The sequence below is a fragment of the Roseiarcus fermentans genome (genome assembly GCF_003315135.1).
In the GTDB taxonomy this organism is placed as follows: Bacteria; Pseudomonadota; Alphaproteobacteria; order Rhizobiales; family Beijerinckiaceae; genus Roseiarcus; species Roseiarcus fermentans.
Genome location: NZ_QNRK01000027.1, coordinates 71714 through 96922, shown reverse-complemented (window position 1 = coordinate 96922; position 25209 = coordinate 71714). Strand labels below are relative to the sequence as shown.

Genomic DNA, 25209 nt, shown 5'->3' with positions numbered 1-25209 from the left:
TCGGCGCTGGTGTTCGAGATCGTCGCGACCTTCCTGTTCCTGGTCACGATCCTCGGCGTCACCCATCCGTTCATGCCCAAGGGCTTCGCCGGCCTGGCGATCGGGCTCACCCTGGCGGCGATCCACATCGTCGGCATCAACATCACCGGCACGTCGGTCAACCCGGCGCGCTCGATCGGACCGGCGATCGTCGGCATGGTCTCGAACCCCAGGGCGGTCGCGCAGCTCTGGCTGTTCATCGTCGCGCCCCTGATCGGCGCCGGCCTCGCCGGACTTCTCTATCGCGAGGGCGCGCTGCTCGACCAGAAGCAATAGGTCCGGGCGAGCGTTTACTGGGGACTTGTGATGAAGCCCATCATGCTGGCCGCGACTCTCCTCTGCGCGTTCGGACCGACCGAGCGCGCCGGGGCCGCGGATGTGAAGGTCGCGGACGTCAGAATCCTCGACGTGAGGGCCTACGCCTATCTCGAACGCGCCGGCAAACTGTCCGACAATCTCGTCGGCGGGCAGCCGCTGGTCGACGCGCCGCGCGGCGGGGCGCTGGGCGGCGACACCGCGACGGCGCTGCTCGTCGACGTCGTCTTCCAGGGCGACGGGAGCGCCGCGTCGAAGGCCGCCGCGGCGACCGTCGACCTCACCCAGACCACCCGCGCGGGCGCCCGCGTGGTCACGCACAAGACCTTCGACACCTTCGCCTTCGGCGGAGACGGCGTCGCCCACAAGGCGGTGTTCCTCGAAGGCGCGATGTGCATGCCGCTCACCATCGAGGTCCACGCCGGCCGCTCGGTCAAGTCGGCGCGCGTCGACCTTCAGTGCGAGGCCGTGCAGGCGCAGAAGTAGCGTTCAGCGAGAGAACCTCCGGCCCCGGGCGGGCCGGACGGACGCCGGCGCGGGCCGGGCCGGGCCTTACTCCTCCGGCAGCACGCCCTTCTTGAACAAAAAGCAGCCGTAGTGGCGGCGCTCGCCGGTCACGACGATCGCGAACGCCTCGGCGGCGCGGTCGTAGAAGGCGAAGCGCTCGATGCCGACCAGCGGCTGGCGGCGTCCGACGGCGCGGTCGATCGCCGCCTGCACCTCCTGCTGGACGGCCGGGACCGCTACGGGATCGCCGGCCACTTCCATCCGCAGCGCCGGGTCCGGCACGAACGTATCGAGCGGCATCACCGACAGCACCGCTTCGACGGCGCGGGCGGCCGAAACCCCGCCCATGACGATCGGCTGGCCGGTGACGGTCTGGGTCGCGGTGGAGGCTGCGGGAAAGTTCGCGTCCACGATGGCGATTTCGTCGCCGTGGCCCATTCGCCGCAGGGCGTAGAGCAGGTCCGCGTCCAGAAGCGGATCGATTCCCCAGAGCATGTCGCCTCCCAATTCGTTCGCCGACGCGGACCTTATCCGGTGACGGCGCCGGGCGGCAACATCGCGCCGCCGCTTTCGCCCGGCCGGCGCGCGTTTTCGCCGCCGCGCGGCGACAGCGGGCGCCCGACGGCGCGGACGCTGTTTCGCCGAAGCGGACAGGAAGGCGGCGCGGGGGCAAGCCCCGCGCCCTCCAGTCAGGCGCCAAATCCGCCGTCGATCGTGTGCATGGCTCCCGTGACGAAGCCGGCCTCCGGTCCTGCCAACCAGGCGACCATCCCGGCGACTTCCTCGGGTCGTCCGTGGCGCTTGATCGCCATGAAGCTGTGCATCAGGTCCTTCATCGGCCCGTCGGCCGGGTTGGCGTCGGTGTCGATCGGTCCCGGCTGCACGATATTCACCGTGATCCCGCGCGGCCCGAGGTCCCGCGCCAGCCCGCGCGCCAGTCCCTGCAGGGCCGACTTGCTCAGCGCGTAGGACGCCATCCCCGCGACGGGCATTCGGTCGCCGTTCACGGAACCGATCACGATGATCCGGCCGCCCTCCGGCATCCGCCGCGCCGCCTCGACCGAGGCGTGGTAGGGAGCGTGGACATTGATCCGAAACAGCCGATCGATCGCGTCCGGGTCCTGGTCCAGGGCGTCGCCGAAAACGGCAATTCCGGCATTGACCACCAGAACGTCCAGCGGCCCGCTTTCGCGCACCCGCGCGATCACCGCATCCCGGTCCGAACTGTCGGTGAGGGCCGCCGTCGCGCCCGTCTCGGCCGCAAGCTGCTTCGCGGCTTCGGGCGACCCGGCGTAGGTGAAGGTCACGGCGGCGCCCTCCGCCGCGAATCGCCTCACGATCGCGGCCCCGATCCCGCGGCTGCCACCGAGCGCCAGAACAGACTTCCCTTGAAACACGGCCATCGGGCCCTCCTTGAGCATTTATGTAGGCAGCGCTATATAAACGCACGGAAGCACCCGTCAATGGATTTCTGTAATCTTGCCTACAAATATATCCCGTCCGCGCGGGCGTCCCCGCCGCTTCGATCCCGACCAGGCGGTCGCCACCGCCCAGCGCCTCTTTCGCGCTCGCGGCTACGACGCCGTCAGCGTCGCGGACGTCACCGAAGCCCTTGGCATCAATCCGCCCAGCTTCTACGCCGCCTTCGGCAGCAAGGCGGGCCTCTACGCGCGCGTGCTCGAACGCTACGCCGCCGGCGCCGACGCCGTCCCGCTCTCCGACCTCCTGCGCCCCGACCGGCCGGTGGCGGAATGTCTCGCTGCCGTGTTGGAAGAGGCGGCCCGCCGCTACGCGGCCGATCCCGCCGCTGCCGGTTGCCTGGTGCTGGAAGGGGTCCGCTGCAACGACGGCGAGGCGCGAGAGACGGCCAGCGCCTTCCACACCGCAGCGGAGGACCGGATCCGCCGCTACATCGCCGCGCGCCACCCGGAGGAGGCCGAGCGCCTGACGGATTTCGTCAGTACGACCATGACCGGCCTCTCCGCCAAGGCTCGTGACGGGCACGGCCTGGCGCGCCTCCTCGCCACCGCTCGTCTCGCCGGCCTGGCGCTTGCGCGGGCCCTTCCGGTGTGAGCGGCGCGCGAGGCCTATCGCCGCTCCGGAGGGGCGCGGCCGCGATCTGACCCGGGCGGCCGTCTCGCCGGCTCCCGGACGACGTCGAGCCGGCCGTCCGCGGTCAGCCTGATGAGCGCCCCGGCGACGTTGGCGGCGCAAGGTCGGCCGGCGGCGAGGGCGTCGGCGAGGCGCGCGGCGAGCGTCTCGAGCTTTTCCAGCCCGATCCGGCTCTCGTCGCGCCCGCCGATGTCTGCGATCCGGCGCGCCAGCACGCGCTGGACGACGGCCGCGGGCTCCGACAGCAGCGCGCTGGCGTCGACCGGGTCCGGGCCGAGCCGCGCCGCGACCTCGGCCGTCATGCGCGCGAGCGCCGCGTCGGCTTCCGCCGCGCGCCGCGCGAAGCGGGCGAAACGCTCGGCGTCGAGGCCTTCCTCCGCGAGCGCGGCCAGCAGCCGGCGGAGCCGCGGGCGGGCGTAGGCCGGGTCGAGGTTGGACGGGTCCTCGACGAAGCCTGCGCCGCGCGCGCGGCAGAAGGCGACGAGGTCGGCCTTGGCGATCCCGAGCAGCGGCCGGACGAGCGCGATCGGACCGAGCCGGGTCGTGGCCGCCATGGCCGCGAGGCCGGCGATGCCGGAGCCGCGGATCAGCCGGAACAGGGCGGTCTCCGCCTGATCGTCGAGGTGGTGGGCGGTGGCGATGGCGTCGGCGCCGATCGCCGCGGCGTGGGCCGCCAGCAGCCGGTAGCGCGCCTCGCGCGCCCGCTCCATGAGCCGGGTCGCGGGCTTCGGCCCGCTCCAGGCGAGCGTGGCGTGGGGGACGCCGAGGCGTCGGCAGAGGTCGGCGACCGACGCCGCCTCGGCCGCGCTGTCGGGCCTGAGCCCGTGATCGACGGTTGCGGCGACGATCCGCGCCCCGCGCCGCGCCGCCCACTCGGCGGCCATGAGGAGGAGGGCGGTCGAATCGGGGCCGCCGGAGACGGCGATGAGCGTCGCCTTCGCGTCCGCGAGCGGCGCGAGCAGCGAATCGATCCGCGCCGGCGAGAAGTTGCTCGCGCCCGCCGGGCTCAACAGTGGTTCTTCGCCATCTCGCGGTCGGCGAGGCGCTTCACAGTCGGCGACGCGGTCGGGTAGCGCTTGCCGAGTTCGGCGAAGGTGGCGCAGGCCTGATCCTTGTTGCCGAGCGCGGCCAGCGCCTGGCCGAGGCGCACCAGGCTTTCGGCCGCGCGGCCGGACTTGGCGTAGTCGGTCGTGACCTTGAGATATTGCTCGGCCGCCTCGCGCGGGCGCGAGCGCTGAAAATAGGTCTCGCCGATGAAAAACACCGCGTCGGGCGTCAGCCTGTGGCCGGGGTTGGCGGCCATGAACGCCTTGAATCCGTCCTCGGCCTGCTGGTACTGGCCGCCCTGGAACGCCTGGACCGCGGCGTTGTACTGGTCGCGCGGCGCGTCGAGCATCGCAACGCCCGAGCCGACGATGGTCGGGCCGGTCGCGGGCGCCGGCGCGCCGCCGCCGCCGAGTTCGAGCGGCGGCCCGGCCGCCGGCGGGGCCTGCGCCGGCCGGACCGGCGGCGGGCTCGCCACGCTCGTCCCGAGCGGCCTCGGCGCTCCCGGCGCGCCGGGGTCGCTCGACGGGTCGAAGGCGTCCGACCGCCTCGGCCTCGGCGCCGCAGACCCGTCCATCACCGCCGGCGGGGCCGCCGCGGCCGCGGACGCGGACGGGGGGGCGGCCGGCGCCGCCGCCGCCGGTGCGCCGGAGCGCTCGCCGAACCGGAACTCGACGTCCTGGCGGAACTTCTGCAGCTGATCCTCGAGCCGGCGCTCGGCGTTCTCGAGCTCTTCGATGCGGCCGTTGGCCTGCCGGAGCTGGTCCTCGAGCCGGTTGACCCGGAGCAGCAGCGCGGCGGTCTGGTCCTCCTCCGGCGCGGCCTGGCCGGGGACCTCGGCCGGCGGCGCCGACTGGACCGTCTGGCGGTGGAAGAAGTCGAAGCCCTGCGCGCCGGCGGGCGACGCGGCCGCGAGACCAGCGAAGGCGGCGAGGATCGCGACGCGCGCGGAAGGGGACATGGCCACGCCGATCAGCTTCCGGGCGCGCCGTTCAGCACCGTCACCGCGCGGCGGTTCTGCGACCAGCACGAGATGTCGTCGCACACCGCCACCGGCCGCTCCTTGCCATAGCTGATCGTCCTCATCCGCGACGCCGACACGCCCTTGGCGGCGAGATAGTCGTGCACGGTCTGGGCGCGGCGGGCGCCGAGCGCGAAATTGTATTCGCGGGTGCCGCGCTCGTCGGCGTGGCCCTCGATGGTGAACGTATAGCGGTTGTACTGGTTGAGCCAGGCGGCCTGCTTGTCGAGGGTCGCCTGCGCGGTCGCCGACAGGTCCGTCTGGTCGCTGTCGAAGAACACCCGGTCGCCCACGCTCTGACTGAAGTCCTGCACGCTGCCCGGGCCGGCGGCGCCGTAGCCGGCGCCGGCGCCCGCCCCTTGAGCGCCTGCGGCGAGGTCGCTGTCCGCGCCATGGCGCGCGCATCCGGCGGCGCTCAGGGCCAGCGCCACGAGCCCGACCAGCGCCAGCGAAATCCTCGATCGAACCGCAGCCATGCCAATGCTCCTGACCGAACGAAACGCTGATATCGCCGAACGGCCGGGCGTTGAGGCGAGGTTCCGGCGACCCTGCCGTTCCGGTGCTGGCGCCATGGCGTGAAACGCGGGCGGTGAGCGTTAACAGCCCTTTCATGGCCATATTGCGGCGCGATACGCCTTGCCTTCGACGGCTTCGGCGGGCATCTTCACGACTTCGTGATCCGGCTCGCACGGATCGTCTGCCGGTTTTTTCTCCTGATCGGGTCCTGTCCTTGATGAAGCGTCACACGGTGCGGCGCACGGCGCTTCTCGCGCTGGCGATGGGTTTTCTCTTCGCCGCCTGGGTCTGGGACGCGCTGGCCGCGGTCGGCGCGTGGGTCGCCGCCCGTCTGCCGTTGAGGCAGCTGAAGGCCGCCCTCGTCGCGGCGATCGACTTTCTGCCCGCGCCGCTGGCGCTCCTCGTGTTTCTGGTGCCGTTCCTGATCGTCGAGCCGCTGCTGGTCGTGGCGACCGTGGCGATCGCCATGGGCTACGTTTTCTGGGGCGCGATCGCCTGGATCGTGCTGAAGACGCTGTCGATCGCGGTCATTCCGGCGATTTTCGACCTGACGAGGCATCGCCTGATGACGATGCCGTGGTTCGTCTGGACGTTCGACCGGATCCTGGCCGTGCACGACTGGGCCGACCGGATCGTCGCGCCCTACCGGCGCGCGGCCAGGGCGATCGTCGCGCGCTGGCGGGCGCGCGCCTCGGGGCTGCTGCGGCGGCCGTCCGGGGGGACGGCCCGGCGGGCGGCGCGGTTCGCGGCGCGCAGGCGCGCTGCGAACGGGCGCGCGCCCATGTCGTCCGGCCGCTGAGCGCTTCGGCGGACGGAGTCGACCCGAGCGGCGAGACCGTGCGTCGTGCCGGCGTTGCGCCTTTCTCGTCGGGATCGCCCGGGTCGCCGGCGCCTTCGCCGCGCAGCCGACGAACGCCGGGCGCTCCGGTCCGACGGTGCGAAAATGGCCGATATTCGCGGGGCTTGTGTGGGCGGCTGGCCCTCTGCTACGCCGTCAACTGCGACCGTTCCGTTACGTCAACACGATCGCAGGTCGGGGCCTTCATGCGGTTGTCGCTGCGTTCCAAGATCATTCTGACGCTCTTGCCGCTGGGGCTCGTCTGTCTCGCGATCGGGGGCGCGCTCGGCTATCGCACCGGCTATACGGCGTTGACGGCTTCCATCGAACAGCAGTTGACCGCGCAGCGGGAAGCGAAACGGCAGAGGGTCGAATCCTACGTTCGCAACCAGTTGCGGCTGACGGACGCCGCCGGCGGCTTCCCGGTGGTCGCCGAGGCGAGCGCAGCGTTTCTCGCTGCGCTCAAGGCCGTGCGCGCCGCGCCGGCCGATCCGGCGGCGCAGGGCGCGGCCGACACGGCCCTGGAGGCCTGGTACCAGAAGAACTTCGTCCCCAGGATCGACAGGATCGCCGGGGGTCACGCGGAGGCCGCGAAGCTGGTTCCGCAGGACCCGACGTCGAGGCGGCTTCAGGCTGACTACATCGCCCGCAACCCGAACGATCCGGGACGCAAGGACGGGCTCGTCGCCGCCCCCGGCGGCGACGCCTACGACCAGGTCCACGCCCGTTTCCACCCGATCCTCAAGCATTTCGTCGATTCGGTCGGTTTCTACGACATCAACCTCGTCGACCCCGAGACCGGCGACGTTTTCTACACTGTCGAAAAGGAAGTCGATTTCCTCAGCAACGTCAAGACCAACCCCTTCGGGCGGTCCGGCTTCGCGCAGATCGTCGAGCGCGCGCTCGACCCGCGCAACGGCGGCAAGGCGGTGGTTCAGGACCTGACGCCCTATCCCCCCTCGGGATTCGGGCCGCAGTTCTTCACCGCGGTCCCGATCGTGGTCGACGGGCGAACGATCGCGGTGATGGTCGCGCAACTCGATATCGAGGCGATGAACCGGCTTCTCACCGACGGCGGACGTTGGCGCGAGAGCGGGCAGGGGGAGACCGGGGAAGTCTACCTGGTGGGCGAAGACCGTCTCATGCGCAGCCAGTCGCGCTTTGCGCAGGAGCATCCCGAGGCCCTGTCCGCCGACCTCAAGTCCGCGGGCCTGCCCGAGGCGACGATCAAAGGGATCGAGGCGTTCAAGTCCACCATCCTCTACCTTCCGGTCAAGACCGACGGCGTGGAGAAAGCGTTCCATAACCAGATCGGCGTCGCCCGCTACAACGATTATCGCGGGAAAGCGGTGATCGGGGCCTACGGGCCGATCGAAGTGGCCGGCCTGCGCTGGGCCATCGTCGCGGAACAGGATTCCGACGAAGCGCTCGCGCCGGTGACGACCCTGCGGCGGGACCTTCTGGCGGCGGCGGCGCTGGCGGCGGTCGCCCTGACCCTGTTCGCGCTCGGGTGCGCGTCGGTGTTCACCCGGCCGATCCGCGGGATCCTGGCGGCGATGGTGTCCTTCCGCGACAAGCGCGAGCTGCGGCGCGTCCCGGTCACGAGTTCGGACGAATTCGGCGATCTCGAGACGGGCTACAACGCGATGGCGGACGAGATCGATGCGCGTGACCAGGCGATCCGCGTCCTGAATCGGGAAAAGGAGCAGATGGTCCGCAGCATGTATCCGGCGACGGTCGCCGAGCGGCTGCAACGCGGCGTCGAGACGACCGCCGAGACCGTCTCGAACGTGACCGTGGCGGTGTGTCTGTTCGACGGGATCGAGACGCCGGACGCGCCGATTTCGGCTGATGAAGCCCGCGAGCGCCTCAATGCGCTGTTCGACGTCCTGCTCGCGACGGCGACCGCCTGCGGAATCGAGCCGGTGCACGCGCTCGGTGGCAGCTATGTCGCCGTCTGCGGATTGTCGTCTCCCCGCTTCGATCACGCCGACCGGACGCTCGCCTGGATTCGCGAGTCGGCGCGGGGGGTCTCCCGCCTCGGCGCGGACTGGGTCCGGGACGTGTCCCTGAGGTTCGGCGTGGCGTCCGGCGACCTCGACGTGCTGGTGTTTTCGGCCGGGCATGCGCCCTATGACGTGTGGGGCCGCACGCTCGGCGTGGCGCGGCGGCTGGCGGCCGCGGCCGCGCCGCAGACCGCGTGGGTCGATGAGAGCGCCTTCGCCCTCCTCGGCGGCGTCGACGGCCTTCAGCCGTGTCCGCCGGTCGAGAACGGGCCGTCGGGCCGCATCGCGAGCTGGTCGCTGCCGCTGTCGCAGGCCGTGGCGGAGGCCGCGCAATGACCTGGATCGGCGACCTCTTCAACGGCCCGTGGTGGCCGTTCCTGTTCATCCTGATCTATCCGCTCGCCGCGGTGGCCGCGATCGAGGGCGCGCGCGTCCTCGACCGGCGCGATCCGTTCGGCGCGGCGATCGTGCGCGAGACGGTCTACGGGCTCCTGCCCGCGGGCGCCGTCTGGCTGATCCTGACACAGCTCGCCGGAGCGCCGCCCGACAACGTCGCCGTTCGAATCGCGCAGACGGCCTTCGCGCTGATCGCGCTCTACATCACCCTCAAGGTGATCCAGGCCCTGCTGGCCTGGCTGATCGGCGACGATCGCCGGGCGCCCAAGCTGCTGCTCGACACGGTTCGCATCGGCATCGCGCTGCTGTGGGGCGCGGTGGTGATCTCCCGGATCTGGGACATCAACCTCGGCAGCCTGTTCGCAGCCATGGGCGTCGGCTCGATCGTTCTCGGCTTCGCGTTGCAGGAGTTCCTCGGCAACATGCTGTCGGGCCTCGGGCTGCTGTCGGCGCGCAAGTTCGAGATCGGCGACTGGATCACGGTCGACGGACGCCCGCAGCGCGTCGTCGCCTTCGACTGGCGCAGCGCGACGCTGATCGACGCCGGCGGAACGACCACGATCGTCGCCAACAGCACGCTGGCGAAGGGAAACGTCGTGATCAGCGCCCGCGCCGGGCAGGGCGGAACGACGTCGCTCACTCTGACCCTGGGAGTCGAGGTGTCCCCCGAGGAGGCGCGCGCCGCCATGCTGGAGGCGGCCGAGCAGGTCCCGGGAGGCCCTCCCGGCACGAAGCCGAAGTGCCTCGTCACCGGAATCCAGGATCAGCGCGTGAGCTACCAGGTCGTGCTTCCGGTCGGCGATCCGGGCGCCACCTCGGGACCGAAGGACGAGTTCCTGTCGCGGTTCTGGTTTGTCGCGCAACGGCGCGGCATCCCGCTGCAAAGCCCGCGGGACTCGCTGTTTTTCCTCCCGCCCGACACGCTGAGCCTCGTGCGCGACAGCGGCGCGGTCCGCCGCCATCCGGAGGTGCTTCGCCGCCTCGTCACGCCCGGCGCCTTGCGCCGGTATCGGCGCGGCGACCAGCTCCTGCTCGAGGGGCAGGCGCCGCCGGAGGTCGCCATCGTCGCCGCGGGTTCGCTGACGGTGCTCCTGCCGATCGCCGGCGACCTCGTGCGCGTCGAGACCGTCGGCGCGGGACAGTTGCTGGTGCTGACGGAAACGCTCGCCGGGACGGCGAGCCCGGTTCGGATCGTCGCGGAGACGAACGCCGACGTGGTGGTCATTCCGCGGGCGGAGTTCGTCGCCGCGATCGGCGACAACCCGTCCTTCGCCCGCGACGTCAACGCGATCGCCGAATCGCGCCGGAAGGCGATCGCGGCGCTCAGGGTCGGCGCGGTGCGCGCCGCCTGAGGCGCCCGGCCGGCCGGAGACGAACGGCCGGCCGCGCCGCGGCCGTCGACGGGCGGTTGCGTTCGCGCTCCGGCGGGGGTAAGGGCGGCGACTTGCTGGCAAACATGTCTGGAAAAAACAGGGAATGAGCTCGGAAAAGCTCGCGTTCGCGATCGCCATCGCCGTCTTCGCCGGCGGCTCGATCGGCCTCATCCTTCAGCGGGTGCTGCCGGAGAGACACACCACCGGGGGCCCGCGCGACATGATCGGCGCCGTGGTCGGCCTCTTGACCCTGTTGTCGGCGCTGGTGCTCGGCCTGCTGATCTGGACCGCCTACGGCGTCTACGCCGGGCAGAACACGGCGATTCAGACCCTCGCCGCCAGGGTGCTGCAGTTCGATCTGGCGTTGGCCGACTACGGGCCGGACGCCAATCCGATCCGCCTGGCGTTGCGCGACGGGGTCGGCAAGTCGATCGACGAGATCTGGTCCGCCGACGACACCGACGCCAATTTCGTGGCCAACAATTTCGCGGCGGCGCTGCGCAATCTGCGCCTGCGCGAGGCCGCGCTCAACGCGCTGCATCCCACGAACGTGGCCCAGACCCAGGCGCTGGCGGAGGCGAAGGCGGCGGGGGACGCGATGGGCCAGGCGCGGCTCCAGATGTCGTTCGCGCTGTCGGCGCCGATCAGCTATCCGCTGGTGCTCACCGTCGTCGTCTGGACGTTCTTCCTGTTCCTGGGCTACGGCCTCATGTCGAAGGGAAGCGTCACGGCGGTGCTTGGCGTCCTGACCGGGGCGGCGGCGATCGCGTCGGCGTTCTACCTCATCATCGAACTGTCGAGCCCTTATTCGGGCCTGTTTCAGACCTCGCCGGCGCCGCTCGAGCAGGTTCTGGCGGTGATGGGCAAGGAGTAGCGCCGGACGGTCGGCTCAGCCTTCGACCGCGGCGAAAGCGCCATGACGACAGGGGTCGACGCCGCGCGCCACAACGCCGGGTCCGAACCGCCGGGGCCGCCGCTGCTGCGTGGGGAGGCGCGGTTCTGGCGGGTGAGCTTCGCCCTGTTCCTCTCGGGCCTGGCCACCTTCGCGCTGCTCTATTGCGTGCAGCCGCTGCTGCCGGAATTCGCCCGCGATTTTTCCCTGAGCCCCGCCTCGGCGAGCCTGTCGCTCTCGGCCACGACCGGCGTTCTCGCTTTCGCCATGTTCGGGGCGGGGGCGCTGTCGGACGCCTACGGGCGCAAGCGGGTGATGGCCGTCGCGCTCTTCGCCGCGGCCGCGACCACCCTGGCCGCGGCGGCCGCGCCGAACTGGCCGGCGCTGATCGCCTTTCGCGCCCTGACCGGGTTGACGCTGGCGGGATTGCCGGCCGTCGCCATGGCCTATCTCGCCGAGGAGATGGATCGGACGGCGGTCGGCCTGTCGATGGGCCTGTTCATCGCCGGCAACACCTTCGGCGGCATGGGGGGCCGCCTGGCGACGGCGGCGATCGCGGAAGCGGCGGGCTGGCGCTGGGCGCTAGCGGCGCTCGGCGCGGCCTCCGTCGCCTGCGCGACGGCCTTCGCCTTCGCCTTGCCGCGCGAGCGGCGCGCCCTGCCGCGCGCGGAACTGGTCGCGCTTTGGCCGGCGATCCGGATGCATTGCGCCGATCCGGGGCTCCGACTCCTGTTCGCGCTCGGCTTCCTGCTGATGGGCGCGTTCGTCACCACCTACAACTACATCGGCTTCCGCCTCGCCGCGCCGCCGTTCTCGCTGAGCCAGACCGCGATCGGCTTCGTCTTCGTTCTCTATCTGCTGGGCACGGTCGCTTCGACCGTCGCGGGCGATCTCTCCGGGCGGTTCGGCCGGCGCAAGGTCATTCTGCCCGCGGTGGCGCTGATGCCGCTCGGCGCGCTGGCGACCCTGTCGAGCAGCCTGTGGGTGACGATCGCCGGCGTCGCGCTGGTGACGGTCGGGTTCTTCGCCGGCCACTCGATCGCGTCGAGCTGGATCGGGCTTCGCGCCGCGACGGCGCAGGCGCAGGCGAGCGCGCTCTACCTGTTCTTCTACTACGCCGGCTCGAGCCTCGCCGGCTGGTGCGGCGGCTGGGCGCTCGGCGTCGCCGGCTGGCCGGGCGTCGCCGCCTTCGTCACGGCGCTCACCTGCCTGGCTTGCGCGGCGGCGCTGCGGCTGTCGCGCGTGCCGCCGCCCGCCCATCTCGCGCAGCCTGCGCCGCCGCTCCCGCCGGGCTGACCGCGTCAGGCGGGCGCCCGACGGCGATTCGAGAGCGCGACGAGCCAGGGCCGCGCGTGGAGCGCGCACATCAGCCAGTACATCGTCGCCATGCCGCCGAGCGGCATGCCGCCCGACGTCGCCGAACACAGCCAGGGCGCTCCAGTCCCCTGGTCCCGGGTCGCGACCGCCATGGCGGCGAACACGGGCGCGGCGGCGAAGCGCAGTCCAAGAGCGGCGCCGAGGGCGGCGGCGCGCAGGCGTTCGCCGTCGCGCCGGGCGGGAGAGGCGGTCGTCGCCGGCTCCGGCGCAACCGCGTCAGCGCGCATATTCGTCGTGGCGGCGCCACCACAGGCCTTGCTCGTTGCGCCCCTTGGGAGCGCGGTCGAGCCACTGATACATGCCCCACAGGCCGTCGAGCCCGCGCGCATAGGCGGAGTAGGTGTGGTAAACGACGCCCTCCTCGAGCGCGAAGGCGCTCATGCCGGGACGCTCGCGCATGAACGTCGCGGCGTCCGCCCCCGTGGTCGCGGCGAATTCGGCGACCGGCCCGGCGGCGGCCGTCGCCGCCATCGGCGCGCCGGGCCGATAATTGTATGCGAAGCCGCCGTCGCGCTGCTGCGCCTCGGTGATCGACGCCGAGAAATCGGCGTTGAAATCGGAGCCGAACGAGGACGCCCACGGAAACGTCCAGCCCATCCGCTGCTTGTAGGCCTGGAGCTTGGCGAGCGGCGCCCGCGACACCGCCCACAGCATCACATCGTGGTGGGCGAGATGGATCGCGAACCCGTCGAAGCCGTCGGCGATCGCCGAACAGGACGGACAGCCGGCCTTGAAGTCGGGCCCGAACATGAAGTGGTAGACCAGAAGCTGCGAGCGGCCCCTGAACAGGTCGGCGAGCCCGGCTGGTCCGTCGGCGGTGTCGAAGGCGTAGGGCTTGTCGATCCGGACCCACGGCAACGCCTGGCGCCGTTGCGCCAGCGCGTCGCTGCGCCGCGTCAGCTCCTTCTCGTCTTCGAGCAGCGCGACGCGGGCCTCGAGCCACTCGTCTCGGGAAACGACAGCATGCATGGGCGACCTCCTTGGGGATTGGACCGGATAGTAAACCGAATGGTTGAATGTAGGCCCGTCTCGCCGCGATTGTCAACGACTTGGTTGAATGAAAACCGCGCGGCTCCGGTTGCGGCGCCGGCGCGGGGTGCTAAGTCTCCAGTCTCGGGAGCGTGAGCATGGAATGGCGCGACGAGGGGCTCGTCATCGGCGTCCGCAGGCATGGCGAAAGCTCGGCGGTCGTCGAGGCGATGACCCGCGGCCACGGCCGCCACCTCGGCCTCGTGCGCGGCGGCCGCTCGGCCCGCATCGGCGCGACCCTGCAGCCCGGCAACACGCTCGGCCTCGTCTGGCGGGCGCGGCTCGACGAGCATCTCGGCGCCTTCGCGGTCGAGCCGCTGCGTCTGCGCGCCGGGCGGCTGATGGGCAGCGGGCTGGCGCTCGCGGGCCTCTCCTGGCTCGGCGCGCTGGCGCGGCTCTTGCCCGAGCGCGACCCGCACGAGGCGGTGTACGAGACGCTGACGCTGATCGCCGACCGGCTCGACGACGCGGCGCTCGCAGCGCCCTTGGTCGCCCGCTTCGAGACCCAGATTCTCGCCGAATGCGGCTTCCGCCTCGATCTCGGCCGCTGCGCCGCGACCGGCGTGGCCGAAAACCTCGCCTATGTGTCGCCGAAATCGGGCCGGGCGGTGAGCCTCGAGGCCGGCGCCCCCTGGCGCGACCGCCTGCTGCCGCTTCCCGCCTTCCTGCGCGACAACGCCCGCATCGAACAGCGCCCCGGCGCGGACGACATCGCCGACGCGTTCCGCATGACCGGGTTCTTCCTGCTGCGCGACCTCTTCGCGGCGCGCGGCGAACCGCTGCCGGACTCGCGCCGCGCGTTCCTGGCGGCGGCCGCCAAAGCCGCGTCGCTGTAGACCCGGCCGCTGGCCGGGCGGCGCTCCGCGAGCGCGGCTGAAGGGGCGGCGGTCGCCGGGCCCGCGCTTCGAACAACCGATTGACGCGCCGCGGGTCTTTCTGTATCAGACCGTTGCTGCACAGCAGCATGAGGCGCTCCAGCCGCGTAGATCGACTTTCCCCGGAAGCCGAACCGCTGTCGAGCCTCGTCCTTTTTGACACGCCCGATACGCGCGGCAAGTCTCCCACACATCCGGACCGACCGGCGCCGCCTTTGCGAAGGCGCGCGGCGCGGTCCCTTACGAAAGACAATACGTGACCAATTTCTCCAGTCTCGGCCTGCCCGAGACGCTGCTTCGCGCCATCGACCACGAAGGCTACACGACCCCGAGCTCCATCCAGGCCCAGGCCATTCCGCATCTCCTCGAGGGCCGCGATCTGCTCGGCATCGCGCAGACCGGCACCGGCAAGACCGCCGCCTTCGCGCTTCCGATCCTCGCCAGACTGATCGCCGACCGCCGCCGGCCGCTGCCGTTCACGGCGCGCGTCCTCGTGCTCGCCCCGACCCGCGAGCTCGCGGCGCAGATCGGCGAAAGCTTCCGCGCCTACGGGCAGATGATCCGCCCGGCGATCAGCGTCGCCGTCGTGGTCGGCGGGGTTTCCGCCCGCCCGCAGGTCGATCTCCTGGCGCGCGGTCTCGACGTGCTGGTCGCCACGCCCGGCCGGCTGCTCGATCACATGGCCGCCGGCAAGCTGAACCTCGGCTCGACCGAGGTTCTGGTGCTCGACGAGGCCGACCACATGCTCGACCTCGGCTTCATCGTCCCGATCAAGCGGATCGTGGCGAAACTGCCGAAGGCGCGCCAGACGCTGCTGTTCTCCGCCACCATGCCCAAGGAGATCGCCGGGCTCGCCGACGACATGCTGAAGAACCCGATCGAGGTGAGGGTGACGCCCGCGTCCACCACCGTCGAGCGCGTCGATCAGCACGTGTATCTGGTCGACAACGCCGCCAAGCGCGACGTGCTGGTCGAGCTGATGCGCGGCGCCGACGTGTCGCGCGCCATCATCTTCACCCGCACCAAGCGCGGCGCCGACCGCGTCGCGCAGCATCTCGACGCCGCCGGCGTCGGGGCGCAGGCGATCCACGGCAACAAGAGCCAGAACCAGCGCGTGCGCACGCTCGACAACTTCAAGAGCGGCGCGACGCGGATCCTGGTCGCCACCGACATCGCCGCGCGCGGCATCGACGTCGACAACGTCAGCCATGTGGTGAATTTCGAACTGCCGGACGTGCCGGAGGCCTATGTGCATCGCATCGGCCGCACCGCGCGCGCCGGCGCCTCGGGCCGCGCCATTTCGCTGTGCGACAACGGCGAGCGGGCGCTGCTGCGCCAGATCGAGAAGCTGACCCGGCAGACGCTGCCCTTCACCGACCGCCGCACCGCGGCCGGCGCCCGCGACGAGGAGCGCGCCGCGGCGGCGGCGCGGCCCGCCAGCCGCGGCCGGGGCGGGCAGGACGACGGCGGCCGCCGCGGCGGCCCGCAGCGTCCGCGCGGCGAGGCGCAGCGTCCGGCGGCGGCGCCGCGTCCTGCGCAGGCGTTCAACGGACGGCGCGCCGGAGGCCCGGCTCGGCGTCAGGCGCGGCCGTAAGGCCGGCGCTCCGGGGGCTTACCCCGGCGAGAAGCGGGCGAAGGCCCCCGCATAGCTCTTGGCGAGCGGAAACGCGTAGGCGTTCCGCTTCGACGTCCTGAGGCCCAGCCGGGCGAGCGTCTCGGCCAGACCGACGGCGCAGGCGACGCCGTCGAGCACCGGCACGCCGACCTTCCGTTCGAGATCGCGCGCCAGATCGGTCATGCCGGCGCAGCCGAGCACGATCGCCTCCGCGCCGTCTTCCGCCAGCGCGCGCAGGATCTCGGCTTCGATCGTGCGCCGGGCGTCGGAGCCGGGCTCCTCGAGCGCGAGCACGGGGACGTCGGCCGCGCGCACCCGGGCGCAGCGCGCCATGAGCCCGTATTTGATCAGGTTCTTCTCGATCGGCGCGATCGAGCGGGGCAGGGTGGTGACGACGCTGAATTTGTCCGCGATCAGGCTCGCCATGTGAAACGCGGCCTCGCCGATGCCGACGACCGGCGCGGCGGTCGCCGAGCGGGCGGCGTCGAGCCCGGTGTCGTCGAAGCAAGCGACGACGAAGGCGTCGGCGTCCGCGGCCTTGGCGATCTCGTCGAGCAGGCCCGGCACGGAAAACGCCTCGTCGAAATAGCCCTCGATGCTCGGCGGCCCGAACTCCGGATTGACGGCGCGGATCTCGACGCCGGGCGACGCGGCGGCCTGCGCGGCGGCGCCGATTTTTTCCGTCATCGAGGCGGTCGTGTTCGGGTTGACGACGCAGATCAGCATGGGTGTGCCTCTATTGGGCTGCGGCGCGGCTCCCCTTCTCCGCGAAGCGGGGAAGGTGGCGCGAAGCGCCGGATGGGGTGTGGGCCGCTTCAGCAAGGTCTGATGGATTGGCCGGCGCCGAAGCGTCGGCGCCACGACCCCGCAGACGGGCGCGTTTGCGTGAAGATTGACGGGAAGGCAGGAGTTCGTCTGTCAGGAACTGCGGGCGGGTCGCTCGACCGCCACCGAGAACCGTCATCGACGGTGTCCTGCTTTCCACACCCCATCCGGCGCTTCGCGCCACCTTCCCCAACATGCGTTGGGGAAGGGGGAGACGCCGCAGCTTCGATGTCGAGCATGAGTTTTGCTACACCTCGCCGCCGAGATAGAGGCGCTGCACGCGCTCGTCCCGGACGAGGTCGGCCGATGGCCCCGAGAGCGCGATCGATCCCGTCGACAGCGCATAGGCGCGGTGGGAGATGCGCAGCGCCATGCGCGAATTCTGCTCGACCAGCAGCACGCTCACCTTCTGGTCGCGATTGATGGCGACGATCGAGCGGGCGATGTCCTGGACGATCTTCGGCGCGACGCCGAGCGACGGCTCGTCGAGCAACAGGAGCTTGGGCTTCGCCATCAGCGCCCGCCCGATCACCAGCATCTGCTGCTCGCCGCCGCTCATCGTGCCGGCCTGCTGGCGCAGGCGGTCCTTGAGGCGGGGAAAGCGGTGCAGCACCTCGTCGAGCGAGGCGCTGACGCCGGCGCCGTCGGAACGCGAGAAGGCCCCCATCAGCAGGTTGTCGCGCACGCTCATCAGCGGGAACACCCGCCGCCCCTCCGGGACCATGGCGATGCCGAGCTTGACGATCGCCGCCGGGTCCAGCCCGTCGATGCGCCGGCCCTCGAAGGCGATCGAACCCTTGCGGATGCGGCTGAGCCCGGTGATGGCGCGAAGAATCGACGACTTGCCGGCGCCGTTGGCGCCGATCAGCGCCACCGTCTCGCCCGCCGCGAGGTCGATCGACACGCCCTTCAGCGCGTAGACGTGATCGTAATAGAGCTCGACGTTGTCGAGCGAGAGCATGGGCGCCATGGTCTATAGCCCGATCGATTCGTCTTCGACGCCGAGATAGGCCTCGATGACCTTCTCGTCGGCGCGAATTGCGGCCGGCGTCCCCTCGGCGATCTTGACCCCGAAATTGATGACGACGATGCGGTCGGAAATCTTCATCACCGCCGCCATGTCGTGCTCGACCAAGAGGCAGGTCACGCCGCGGTCGCGAACCGCCCGCACCATTTCGACGGCCTGGTTGGTTTCGTCGACGTTCATGCCGGCGAAGGGCTCGTCGAGCAGCAGGATCTTCGGGTCCGCCGCGAGGCCGATGGCGATCCCGAGCGCGCGCAGATGGCCCTGCGGCAGATTGCTGGCCAGCTCGTTCCTGACCGCGCCGAGGCCGAGGAAGTCGAGGATCTCGTCGGCCGAGCGGCCGAACGCGTCCTCGTCGCGCCGCGCCGCGGCGGTGCCGAAGAAGAAGCCGAACAGGCTCGCGCGCGAGCGCAGGTGGTGGGCGACGATCACGCTGTCGCGCGCCGTCATGCCCTTGAAGATCGTCGTTTCCTGGAAGGTGCGCACCACGCCCTTGCGCGCCACGACATGCGCGGCGAGCCCCGAGACAACCTCGCCGCGAAAGCGCACTTCGCCCCGGGTCGGCGTCACGAACGAGGAGATGAGCTTGAAGATGGTCGACTTGCCCGCGCCGTTCGGGCCGATGATCGACAGGATCTCGCCTTCCTGGACGTCGAACGACACCTCGTTGACGGCGGTCAGGCCGCCGTAGCGCTTGGTGAGGTCGCGGACGGCGAGGATCGGGTCCGTCATGGCGCTCTCCGGCGCAGATTGAGCAGACTGAGGATGCCGTTGGGCAGCACCAGCATCAAGAGGATCATCGAGCCGGAGTAGATCAGGAGCTGGTACGGCCCGGTCTGGAACAGGAGGTCCCAGCCGAAATACAGCACCAGCGTGCCCAGCATCGGGCCGAACACGAAGCCGAGGCCGCCGAGGAAGCAGTTCAGCATGAAGTTCACGCTGTCGTTGATGGTGAAGCTCGACGGATAGATCGACTGGGCGATGGCGACGAAGATAGCGCCGCCGACGCCGCCGAGGAAGGACGAGATCGCATAGGCGACGACGCGCAGGAGCGGAACGTTGACCCCCATCGACGAGGCGAGGTCCTCGTTCTGGCGCAGCGCCGCGAACAGCTGGCCGAGCCGCGAATGCACGAGCCGCCAGAGGCCGGCGAAGCAGAGCGTCATCATCGCCGCCGAGAGGAAATAGAAGGCCCGGTTCGGCTCGGCGAGGGAGTCGAAGGCGGGAACGATCGTCAGCCCGAACAGCCGGATCGGGCCGGGGGTCGGGATGCTGGTGATGCCGCGCGCGCCGTTGGTGATCGGCAGCGCGAGCGCGGTCAGGCGCGCGACCTCGGTCAGGACCAGCGTCACCATCGAGAAATAGACGCCGCGCAGCCTCAGGATCGGCAGGCCGACGAGCACGCTCGCGAACGCGCAGATCAGGCCCGCGGCCGGCAGGCTCAGCCAGAACGACCAGCCGTAGGTCGCCACCAGCACGGCCGAGGCGTAGCCGCCCGCGAGCGCCCAGGCGCCCTGGCCGATGTTGATCCGGCCGATGTAGAAGGTGAGCCACACCCCGCCGCTGGCGATCGCGAGCAGCGCGACGGAACTGAGCGTGTAATAGAGGTCGGTGCGGCCGGTCGAAGCGATCGCCCAGGGGATGGCGACGAACACCGCCGCGAGAAACACCGCCACCGCGGCGGCGCGCCCGGCGCCCTGAGTTCGGCTCATCGGCTCATCCCCCAGATAACCGAGGGCTGAGCGGCGGGCCCCCTCCACCACCCTTCGGGTGGTCCCCCTCCCCCGTTTCGCTTCGCTACACGGGGGAGGAAAGCAGCAGGCGCCGGTCTCCTCCCCTGCGAAGCGGGGGAGGGGGACCATGCGAAGCATGGTGGTGGGGGCCTTCGCAGAGCCGTCTCCATTCGCTGCCTCATCCCCACGGTTTCCCCATCAGCCCGTTGGGGCGGATGGCGAGGAAGATCATCATGGCGACGAAGATGGCCAGATAGGTGAGGTCGCCGTAGGCGTGCAGGACGGTGAGGCCGACCGATTCCAGCATGCCGAGGATGAAGCCGCCGGCGATCGCGCCGCCGGTCACGCCCGCGCCGCCGATCATCACCATCATGAAGGCCTTGATCGAGATCGGTCCGCCGATGCCGGAATTGACGCCGGTGATGGTGACGAGAAGCCCGCCCACCAGGCCCGCGAGCATCGCGCCGAGCGCGAAGCCGACGAGGCCGTAGAACTGCACCGGCACGCCCATGAGCTGCGCCGCCGTCCGATCCTGCGCCATCGCCCGCATGGCGCGGCCGGGCTTGGTGTACTGCATCATCAGAATGAAGGCGACGATGAACAGGACCGCGAGGCCCGCGACCAGAATGCGGTCCCACGGCAGGATCAGGTTGTCCCAGACGAACACGCCGCTGACGATCTTGTGCACCCCGCGCTGCTTTTCGCCGAACATGAGGAGAATCGCGGCGTCGAGGAAATAGGCGATTCCGGCTGCGAGCAGCATCGTGCTTTCCTCGCGCTCGCTGCGCCGGATCACCGTGCGGAACAGGAAGCGTTCGAGCAGCGCGCCGAGCACGGCCAGCGTCGCTGCGGCGGCGACCAGGGCGACGACGAACGGCAGCTTCATCAGTCCGTAGACCTGGTAGACGACGAAGCCGCCGAGCACGTACATCTGCCCGTGGGCGAAATTGAGCACGTTCATCAGCGCGAAGATCAGCGTCAGGCCGAGCGCGATCAGCGCGTATTGCGCGCCGAGATAAAGCCCGTTGGCGATGACCTGTTCCATGCGCTCATGTCCTCGACCGACGCGACTCCCCTTCTCCGCGAAGCGGGGAAGGTGGCGCGAAGCGCCGGATGGGGTGTGGGCCGTTGCTTCGATGTGACCCGGATTGCATCGCCGGCGCCGCGACCTTGCGCGAACCCGGTCCTGCTTTCCGCACCCCATCCGGCCCTGCGGGCCACCTTCCCCAGCAAGCTGGGGAAGGGGTGCGCCGCGTTCGGTCGTCAGTCGACGTTAGCGACGAACAGCGTCTTGAACTTGCCGTCCTGGTACTCGTTGACCACCAGCGGCACGGCGAGCTGGCGCTTCTGCCCGAACGACGTGTCGCCGACGTAGTGCAGGCTCGCCGACGAGTCCTTGAGGTAGGGGTTCGGGGCCGAGAAGGCGTCGATCGTCTTCTTGAACTCGTCGACGTTGTCGATCGCCTTCGGGTCCGCCTTCAGCGTGTCGACGATGTACTGCAGGGCGTAGACCTTGGTGTTCGACTCGTCGTTGTATTCGCCGAACTTCTTGGTGTAGCGTTCGATGAACTCTTCCATCGCCTTCGAGCGGATCTCCGGGGTCGAGGCGCCGCCGACCGAAATGAAGCCGTTGGCGAGGTCGCCCGCGCCTTCCTCGAGCACCTTGGCGTCCTGCGCCGTCTCGGTGGAGATGAGCCCGGTGAAGCCGAGTTCGCGCGCCGAGCGGATCAAGAGCGGCGCGTTCGCCGGCGCCACGCCCGACAGCACCAGGAGGTCGGGCTTGAGCTTGACGATCGGGGTCAGCACCGGCGTGAAGTCGCGCGTGTCGTTCTGGTAGGTGTCCTTGTCGGCGACCACGTCGAGACCGAGCGCCTTGGCGGCGGCGACGCCGCTGTCGCGCTGGCTCAACGGGTCGGACTCGTTGGCGGCGACGAAGGCGACCGTCTTGACGCCCTTCTTTTCCTTCAGATATTTGTAGATCGCCGGGCCCGACTGGTAGCTCGCGACCATGCCGAGCACGGCGTTGGACGCCGGCTTGGCGTAGAGCTCCTTGGGGAAGGCGTAGGGGAAGTAGATGATGCCCGCCTTCTCCGCCACCGGGCGGACGGCGGCGGCGCCGTCGTCGACGTTCGGGCCGACGACGTAGTGGATCCCCTCCTGCGCCATCTTCTCCATGCCGGCGATGGCGCGCTTGGGATCCTTCTGGTCGTCGAAGGTGACGACGTCGATGTCGTAGGTCTTGTCGCCGATCTTCACGCCGCCCTGGGAATTCCACCATTCGGCGAGCGTCTGCATCGAGCGCACGTTCGAGGTGCCCCATGCGGCCGCGGGGCCGCTGGTCACGCCGACGAAGCCGATCTTGAGCACGGGGTTGGCCGCGTCCGCGGGCGCGGCGAGGCTGAGGGCGAGCGCGGACGCGAGGCCGAGGAGGCCGGCGCGGATGGACGGGAATCGAGACATCAGGAAATCCTCCGAGAGCGACCGGGGCGCCCGCCAGGCGAGACAGCGTGCGCCATCGTCCGGACCTCGCGAAGGTTGCGGCGCGGACAAAATCTTGTCAACATGACGAATGAAAATTGTCGACAATCCGTCAACATTTGTGCACGAGCGCAAAGAAACAGCAGACAATGACGCCGAAATCGTCACCTTCGGCCGCATGGAGACGAAACCCACCTTGACACCAAGACTCGTGCCGGGCTTGACCGTCGCGGCTGAACCCGAAGGGGCCGGGGACAATGGCGTTGATTGAAGAGGATCTGCGGCAGCCGCCGCCCGACTCGGCGATCGTCGATCGCGTGGTGGCGGCGGTGATGGAGCAGAAGCTCGCGGCCGGCGCCAAGCTGCCGGAGGCGCCGCTGTGCGAGGCGTTCGACTGCAGCCGCACCCAGATCCGGCGGGTCCTGATCGTGCTCGCCGAGCGTGGCGTGGTGACGCTGCACCCGAACCGCGGCGCGTTCGTGGCCAGCCCCGACGCGGAGGAAGCGCGCAACGTGTTCGCGGCGCGGCGGGCGATCGAGCGCTCGATCGCGCTCGCGGCCGCGGCGCGGATCGATGCGGCGACGCTCGCCGAATTGCGCGCCAATGCGCGCGCCGACGGCGCCGCCGAAGCGCGCGGCGACCGCAGCGAATCGATCCGGCTGTCGGGCCAGTTCCACCTGCGGCTCGCCGAGGCCGCCGGCAACGCCGTGTTGACCAAGTTCCTCGAGGAACTGGTCGCGCGCACCTCGCTGATCATCGGCCTCTACGGCTCGCGGGCGACCCACTCCTGCTCGGAGGACGAGCACGAGGCGCTGGTGGCGGCGCTCGCCGACGGCGATGGCGCGCGCGCGGCCGACCTCATGGACCGCCATCTCCTCCACATCGAGCGCCTGCTCGCCATCCGCGACGCCGTCGAGACGCCGGCCGACATCCGCAGCGTGTTCGGGAAATAACGGCCGGGCGGGCCGAGGCGCCGGACCGCGTCACTGTGTCGCTCGGCCATTCGGCGCGGCCTCCCGTCCGGACCGACGAGGCGCCTTGCGTGCGTCGTGCGCGGCGCCTAAAGCCTCTGACGAGCCTGTCGCCCGCGTCCGGCCGCTTGGTCCGGCGCGCGCGAAGCATCGGAGGGAGCAGCATGTCGCACAAGATTCTCGTCGCCCAGGGCGGCGGCCCGACGGCGGTCATCAATCAGTCGCTGGTCGGCGTGGCGCTCGAGGCGCGGCGCTTTTCCACGATCTCGCACGTCTACGGCGCGCTCCATGGGGTGCGCGGCATCGTCAACGACGATCTGGTCGACCTCGGGCAGGAGACGGTCGCCAATCTCGAGGCGGTCGCGGCGACCCCGGCCTCGGCGCTCGGCTCCACCCGCGACAAGCCGGACCTCAAGTACTGCCAGGAGATCTTCAAGGTCCTGAAGGCGCACGACATCGACACCTTCATGTACATCGGCGGCAACGACTCGTCAGACACCGTCCGCATCGTCGGCGAGGAGGCCAAGAAGGCCGGCCACGCGATGCGCGCGATCCATATCCCGAAGACGATCGACAACGACCTCGTCGGCTTCGACCACGTGCCGGGCTTCCCGTCGGCGGCCCGTTTCGTCGCGCAGGCGTTCGCCGGCGCCAACCTCGACAACGCCGCGCTGCCGGGCGTCTATTGCGCCGTGGTGATGGGACGCCACGCCGGCTTCCTGACCGCGGCGGCCGCGCTCGCGCGCAAATATCCGAGCGACGGCCCGCACCTGATCTACCTGCCGGAGCGCACCTTCGTGGTCGACAAGTTCCTCGCCGACGTCAAGGACGTCTACGAGCGCTACGGCCGCTGCATCATCGCCGCCTCCGAGGGCATCCACGACGAGACGGGCGAAGCGATCATCACCAAGCTGGTCGGCAAGTCGGAGAAGGACGCCCACGGCAACGTCCAGCTCTCGGGCACCGGCGCGCTCGCCGACCTTCTGTGCGAGGAGATCAAGAACAAGCTCGGCATCAAGCGGGTGCGCGGCGACACCTTCGGCTATCTGCAGCGCTCTTTCTCCGGCTGCGTCAGCAAGGTCGACCAGCGCGAGGCGCGCGAGGTCGGCGAAAAGGCGGTGCAATACGCCGCGCTCGGCGCCGAGAGCGGGTCGGTCGGCATCCGCCGCGTCGGCGACTACGCCGTCGACTACCCGCTGATCCCGATCGAGACGGTGGCCGGCAAGACCCGGGTGATGGAGCCCGAACTGATCAACGCCGCCGGCAACGACGTGACCGACGCGTTCCTCGCCTACGCCCGCCCGCTGGTCGGCTCCGACATGCCGGAGGTGGCGCAACTGCGCAAGGCGAAGGTCGCCAAGGCCGGCGTGCTGCAGGGCGACGCGACCTGACGCGCGCTCGCCGCGTCAAACGGCGGGCGAGCGCAGTCGATGGCGACGCCGGCGGAAGCCGGCGCCTCCTCCCAGCCATGTCGGCGGCGACTCGGCAGCCAAGCCGGGCGCGAAGAGCGCCGTCATCGCGAGCGAAGCGAAGCGACCCAGGGGCCGCTTGCGCAGCTGTTTCGGCCCCGTGCCCGTCCCGCCGTCCTTCCGGCTTCGTTGCGAGCCGAAGACGGAGCCATGCCTACCGCGGGCGCGCAGGCGGCGGCGTGGATGGCTTCGCGCTTCGCTCCTCGCCATGACGGGTTGGGAGTTGCGCGGGGACTTGAAGCGTCGCGGGTCGCGTTGATAGTCTTCCCCGCCGGCCCGTGAGCGCTGGACGACAGGGGGAAGCGACGTGACGCACATCGGACGCTGTTTCTGCGGCGCAGTCGAGATCGAGGTGGAGGGCGCGCCGGAAGCGATGGGCTATTGCCATTGCGGGTCTTGCCGGTCCTGGTCGGGTGGGCCGGTCAATGCCTTCTCGCTCTGGAAGTCCGACGCCGTGCGGGTCACCAAGGGCGCGGACCGGATCGCGACCTTCGCCAGGAGCCCGATGAGCGAGCGCCAATATTGCTCGGTCTGCGGCGGACACGTGATGGCAAACCATCCGCCGTTGGGCCTCGTCGACGTGTATTACGCGACGATCCCGACACTCGACTTCAAGCCTGCGGTCCACGTCAACTATCAGGAGACGGTTCTGCCGATGAAAGACGGGTTGCCGAAGCTCAAGGATTTTCCCAAGGAGTTCGGCGGCTCGGGGGATGTGATGGCGGAGTAGGGCAGGCCGCCGACGTTTCGCGGC

The 25209-nt window shown here is 70.4% G+C and carries 27 protein-coding genes; 14 read left to right on the top strand and 13 right to left on the bottom strand.

Translation table 11 applies throughout. From position 1 onward, the window contains the following. Both DFR50_RS21725 and DFR50_RS21720 read left to right on the top strand, forming a co-directional pair. The coding region (locus DFR50_RS21725) for an aquaporin (RefSeq protein WP_210208995.1) at positions 1-315 on the top strand (315 nt) is incomplete at its 5' end. 30 nt (positions 316-345) lie between these two features. Beyond that, positions 346-840: a hypothetical protein gene (locus tag DFR50_RS21720; RefSeq protein WP_113891363.1), complete on the top strand. Its 495-nt coding sequence runs from the start codon at positions 346-348 to the stop codon at positions 838-840. 66 nt (positions 841-906) lie between these two features. Here the strand turns inward: DFR50_RS21720 and DFR50_RS21715 are convergent, their stop codons facing one another. Both DFR50_RS21715 and bdcA read right to left on the bottom strand, forming a co-directional pair. Next, positions 907-1356: an RbsD/FucU family protein gene (locus DFR50_RS21715; RefSeq protein WP_113891362.1), complete on the bottom strand. Its 450-nt coding sequence runs from the start codon at positions 1354-1356 to the stop codon at positions 907-909. Positions 1357-1550: 194 nt separating this feature from the next. After that, a complete protein-coding gene (bdcA, locus tag DFR50_RS21710) occupies positions 1551-2264 on the bottom strand; it encodes an SDR family oxidoreductase (RefSeq protein WP_113891361.1) in 714 nt (237 codons plus the stop codon). A 76-nt stretch (positions 2265-2340) separates the two neighbouring features. Between bdcA and DFR50_RS21705 the strand changes: the two genes are divergently transcribed. Further along, positions 2341-2934 (top strand): TetR/AcrR family transcriptional regulator, encoded by a 594-nt coding sequence (locus DFR50_RS21705; protein WP_113891360.1) that lies wholly within the window; start codon positions 2341-2343, stop codon positions 2932-2934. Positions 2935-2948: 14 nt separating this feature from the next. Here DFR50_RS21705 and tilS read toward each other — a convergent pair whose 3' ends face one another. Genes tilS through pal form a run of 3 tightly spaced genes read right to left on the bottom strand, consistent with a single transcriptional unit; the run spans position 2949 to position 5514 of the window. Continuing rightward, positions 2949-3983: a tRNA lysidine(34) synthetase TilS gene (gene tilS, locus DFR50_RS21700; protein WP_113891359.1), complete on the bottom strand. Its 1035-nt coding sequence runs from the start codon at positions 3981-3983 to the stop codon at positions 2949-2951. Continuing rightward, positions 3980-4978 (bottom strand): tol-pal system protein YbgF, encoded by a 999-nt coding sequence (ybgF, locus tag DFR50_RS21695; protein ID WP_113891358.1) that lies wholly within the window; start codon positions 4976-4978, stop codon positions 3980-3982. The genes tilS and ybgF overlap by 4 nt, the downstream gene beginning before the upstream one ends. Positions 4979-4989: 11 nt before the next feature. Continuing rightward, complete coding sequence (gene pal / locus DFR50_RS21690; RefSeq protein WP_113891357.1) at positions 4990-5514, bottom strand: peptidoglycan-associated lipoprotein Pal; 525 nt, start codon at positions 5512-5514, stop codon at positions 4990-4992. Between the two features lie 257 nt (positions 5515-5771). On the opposite strand from pal, the gene DFR50_RS21685 reads away from it, so the two are divergent. The 5 genes from DFR50_RS21685 to DFR50_RS21665 all read left to right on the top strand — a co-directional run bounded on the left by DFR50_RS21685 (position 5772) and on the right by DFR50_RS21665 (position 12355). Then, positions 5772-6353, top strand: coding sequence for a hypothetical protein (locus DFR50_RS21685; protein ID WP_147262842.1), 582 nt, complete (start codon positions 5772-5774; stop codon positions 6351-6353). Positions 6354-6598: 245 nt separating this feature from the next. Next, positions 6599-8734, top strand: coding sequence for an adenylate/guanylate cyclase domain-containing protein (locus tag DFR50_RS21680; RefSeq protein ID WP_113891355.1), 2136 nt, complete (start codon positions 6599-6601; stop codon positions 8732-8734). Next, a complete protein-coding gene (locus DFR50_RS21675) occupies positions 8731-10146 on the top strand; it encodes a mechanosensitive ion channel family protein (RefSeq protein WP_113891354.1) in 1416 nt (471 codons plus the stop codon). Before DFR50_RS21680 ends, DFR50_RS21675 begins: the two co-directional genes overlap by 4 nt. Before the next feature lie 124 nt (positions 10147-10270). Continuing rightward, positions 10271-11041, top strand: coding sequence for a bestrophin-like domain (locus DFR50_RS21670; protein ID WP_113891353.1), 771 nt, complete (start codon positions 10271-10273; stop codon positions 11039-11041). Positions 11042-11083: 42 nt separating this feature from the next. Further along, complete coding sequence (locus tag DFR50_RS21665; RefSeq protein ID WP_113891352.1) at positions 11084-12355, top strand: MFS transporter; 1272 nt, start codon at positions 11084-11086, stop codon at positions 12353-12355. Positions 12356-12360: 5 nt separating this feature from the next. On the opposite strand, the gene DFR50_RS21660 is transcribed toward DFR50_RS21665, so the two are convergent. Further along, positions 12361-12663 (bottom strand): hypothetical protein, encoded by a 303-nt coding sequence (locus DFR50_RS21660; RefSeq protein ID WP_245428019.1) that lies wholly within the window; start codon positions 12661-12663, stop codon positions 12361-12363. Further along, the gene (locus DFR50_RS21655; protein ID WP_113891351.1) at positions 12653-13405 is read right to left on the bottom strand and encodes a DUF899 domain-containing protein; all 753 of its coding nucleotides are present in this window, start codon (positions 13403-13405) and stop codon (positions 12653-12655) included. The genes DFR50_RS21660 and DFR50_RS21655 overlap by 11 nt, the downstream gene beginning before the upstream one ends. A gap of 158 nt (positions 13406-13563) precedes the next feature. On the opposite strand from DFR50_RS21655, the gene recO reads away from it, so the two are divergent. Both recO and DFR50_RS21645 read left to right on the top strand, forming a co-directional pair. Next, positions 13564-14301, top strand: a complete 738-nt coding sequence (gene recO, locus DFR50_RS21650) for a DNA repair protein RecO (RefSeq protein ID WP_113891350.1) — start codon at positions 13564-13566, stop codon at positions 14299-14301. A 295-nt stretch (positions 14302-14596) separates the two neighbouring features. Next, complete coding sequence (locus tag DFR50_RS21645) at positions 14597-15934, top strand: DEAD/DEAH box helicase (protein ID WP_113891349.1); 1338 nt, start codon at positions 14597-14599, stop codon at positions 15932-15934. An 18-nt stretch (positions 15935-15952) separates the two neighbouring features. On the opposite strand, the gene DFR50_RS21640 is transcribed toward DFR50_RS21645, so the two are convergent. The 6 genes from DFR50_RS21640 to DFR50_RS21615 all read right to left on the bottom strand — a co-directional run bounded on the left by DFR50_RS21640 (position 15953) and on the right by DFR50_RS21615 (position 21997). After that, positions 15953-16681 (bottom strand): aspartate/glutamate racemase family protein, encoded by a 729-nt coding sequence (locus DFR50_RS21640; RefSeq protein ID WP_113891348.1) that lies wholly within the window; start codon positions 16679-16681, stop codon positions 15953-15955. Positions 16682-17027: 346 nt separating this feature from the next. Then, entirely contained in the window at positions 17028-17750 is a 723-nt protein-coding gene (locus DFR50_RS21635) for an ABC transporter ATP-binding protein (protein WP_113891347.1), read from the bottom strand. A gap of 3 nt (positions 17751-17753) precedes the next feature. Further along, a complete protein-coding gene (locus DFR50_RS21630) occupies positions 17754-18536 on the bottom strand; it encodes an ABC transporter ATP-binding protein (RefSeq protein WP_113891346.1) in 783 nt (260 codons plus the stop codon). After that, complete coding sequence (locus DFR50_RS21625) at positions 18533-19516, bottom strand: branched-chain amino acid ABC transporter permease (protein ID WP_113891345.1); 984 nt, start codon at positions 19514-19516, stop codon at positions 18533-18535. Before DFR50_RS21625 ends, DFR50_RS21630 begins: the two co-directional genes overlap by 4 nt. A 199-nt stretch (positions 19517-19715) precedes the next feature. Continuing rightward, on the bottom strand, positions 19716-20582 hold the full coding sequence (locus tag DFR50_RS21620) for a branched-chain amino acid ABC transporter permease (RefSeq protein WP_113891344.1): 867 nt from the start codon (positions 20580-20582) through the stop codon (positions 19716-19718). Between the two features lie 218 nt (positions 20583-20800). After that, positions 20801-21997: an ABC transporter substrate-binding protein gene (locus DFR50_RS21615; RefSeq protein WP_170153324.1), complete on the bottom strand. Its 1197-nt coding sequence runs from the start codon at positions 21995-21997 to the stop codon at positions 20801-20803. Positions 21998-22106: 109 nt separating this feature from the next. Between DFR50_RS21615 and DFR50_RS31565 the strand changes: the two genes are divergently transcribed. From DFR50_RS31565 to DFR50_RS21600, 4 genes are all read left to right on the top strand, one after another. After that, positions 22107-22286 (top strand): hypothetical protein, encoded by a 180-nt coding sequence (locus DFR50_RS31565; RefSeq protein ID WP_147262841.1) that lies wholly within the window; start codon positions 22107-22109, stop codon positions 22284-22286. Then, complete coding sequence (locus DFR50_RS21610; RefSeq protein ID WP_113891343.1) at positions 22273-22968, top strand: GntR family transcriptional regulator; 696 nt, start codon at positions 22273-22275, stop codon at positions 22966-22968. Before DFR50_RS31565 ends, DFR50_RS21610 begins: the two co-directional genes overlap by 14 nt. A 182-nt stretch (positions 22969-23150) precedes the next feature. Next, a complete protein-coding gene (locus tag DFR50_RS21605; RefSeq protein WP_113891342.1) occupies positions 23151-24377 on the top strand; it encodes a 6-phosphofructokinase in 1227 nt (408 codons plus the stop codon). Between the two features lie 385 nt (positions 24378-24762). Continuing rightward, positions 24763-25185: a GFA family protein gene (locus tag DFR50_RS21600; RefSeq protein WP_113891341.1), complete on the top strand. Its 423-nt coding sequence runs from the start codon at positions 24763-24765 to the stop codon at positions 25183-25185. Positions 25186-25209 lie beyond the last annotated feature (24 nt).

Bases quoted from the DNA above. Each gene is read 5' to 3' on its own strand.
- DFR50_RS21620 (WP_113891344.1), bottom strand. From the start codon at position 20,582: ATGGAACAGGTCATCGCCAACGGGCTTTATCTCGGCGCGCAATACGCG.
- bdcA (WP_113891361.1), bottom strand. From the start codon at position 2,264: ATGGCCGTGTTTCAAGGGAAGTCTGTTCTGGCGCTCGGTGGCAGCCGC.
- DFR50_RS21640 (WP_113891348.1), bottom strand. From the start codon at position 16,681: ATGCTGATCTGCGTCGTCAACCCGAACACGACCGCCTCGATGACGGAA.
- ybgF (WP_113891358.1), bottom strand. From the start codon at position 4,978: ATGTCCCCTTCCGCGCGCGTCGCGATCCTCGCCGCCTTCGCTGGTCTC.
- DFR50_RS21615 (WP_170153324.1), bottom strand. From the start codon at position 21,997: ATGTCTCGATTCCCGTCCATCCGCGCCGGCCTCCTCGGCCTCGCGTCC.
- DFR50_RS21625 (WP_113891345.1), bottom strand. From the start codon at position 19,516: ATGAGCCGAACTCAGGGCGCCGGGCGCGCCGCCGCGGTGGCGGTGTTT.
- DFR50_RS31565 (WP_147262841.1), top strand. From the start codon at position 22,107: ATGAAAATTGTCGACAATCCGTCAACATTTGTGCACGAGCGCAAAGAA.
- pal (WP_113891357.1), bottom strand. From the start codon at position 5,514: ATGGCTGCGGTTCGATCGAGGATTTCGCTGGCGCTGGTCGGGCTCGTG.
- recO (WP_113891350.1), top strand. From the start codon at position 13,564: ATGGAATGGCGCGACGAGGGGCTCGTCATCGGCGTCCGCAGGCATGGC.
- DFR50_RS21665 (WP_113891352.1), top strand. From the start codon at position 11,084: ATGACGACAGGGGTCGACGCCGCGCGCCACAACGCCGGGTCCGAACCG.
- DFR50_RS21660 (WP_245428019.1), bottom strand. From the start codon at position 12,663: ATGCGCGCTGACGCGGTTGCGCCGGAGCCGGCGACGACCGCCTCTCCC.
- DFR50_RS21675 (WP_113891354.1), top strand. From the start codon at position 8,731: ATGACCTGGATCGGCGACCTCTTCAACGGCCCGTGGTGGCCGTTCCTG.
- DFR50_RS21630 (WP_113891346.1), bottom strand. From the start codon at position 18,536: ATGACGGACCCGATCCTCGCCGTCCGCGACCTCACCAAGCGCTACGGC.
- DFR50_RS21680 (WP_113891355.1), top strand. From the start codon at position 6,599: ATGCGGTTGTCGCTGCGTTCCAAGATCATTCTGACGCTCTTGCCGCTG.
- DFR50_RS21685 (WP_147262842.1), top strand. From the start codon at position 5,772: ATGAAGCGTCACACGGTGCGGCGCACGGCGCTTCTCGCGCTGGCGATG.
- DFR50_RS21605 (WP_113891342.1), top strand. From the start codon at position 23,151: ATGTCGCACAAGATTCTCGTCGCCCAGGGCGGCGGCCCGACGGCGGTC.
- DFR50_RS21670 (WP_113891353.1), top strand. From the start codon at position 10,271: ATGAGCTCGGAAAAGCTCGCGTTCGCGATCGCCATCGCCGTCTTCGCC.
- DFR50_RS21720 (WP_113891363.1), top strand. From the start codon at position 346: ATGAAGCCCATCATGCTGGCCGCGACTCTCCTCTGCGCGTTCGGACCG.
- DFR50_RS21715 (WP_113891362.1), bottom strand. From the start codon at position 1,356: ATGCTCTGGGGAATCGATCCGCTTCTGGACGCGGACCTGCTCTACGCC.
- DFR50_RS21635 (WP_113891347.1), bottom strand. From the start codon at position 17,750: ATGGCGCCCATGCTCTCGCTCGACAACGTCGAGCTCTATTACGATCAC.
- DFR50_RS21610 (WP_113891343.1), top strand. From the start codon at position 22,273: ATGGCGTTGATTGAAGAGGATCTGCGGCAGCCGCCGCCCGACTCGGCG.
- DFR50_RS21655 (WP_113891351.1), bottom strand. From the start codon at position 13,405: ATGCATGCTGTCGTTTCCCGAGACGAGTGGCTCGAGGCCCGCGTCGCG.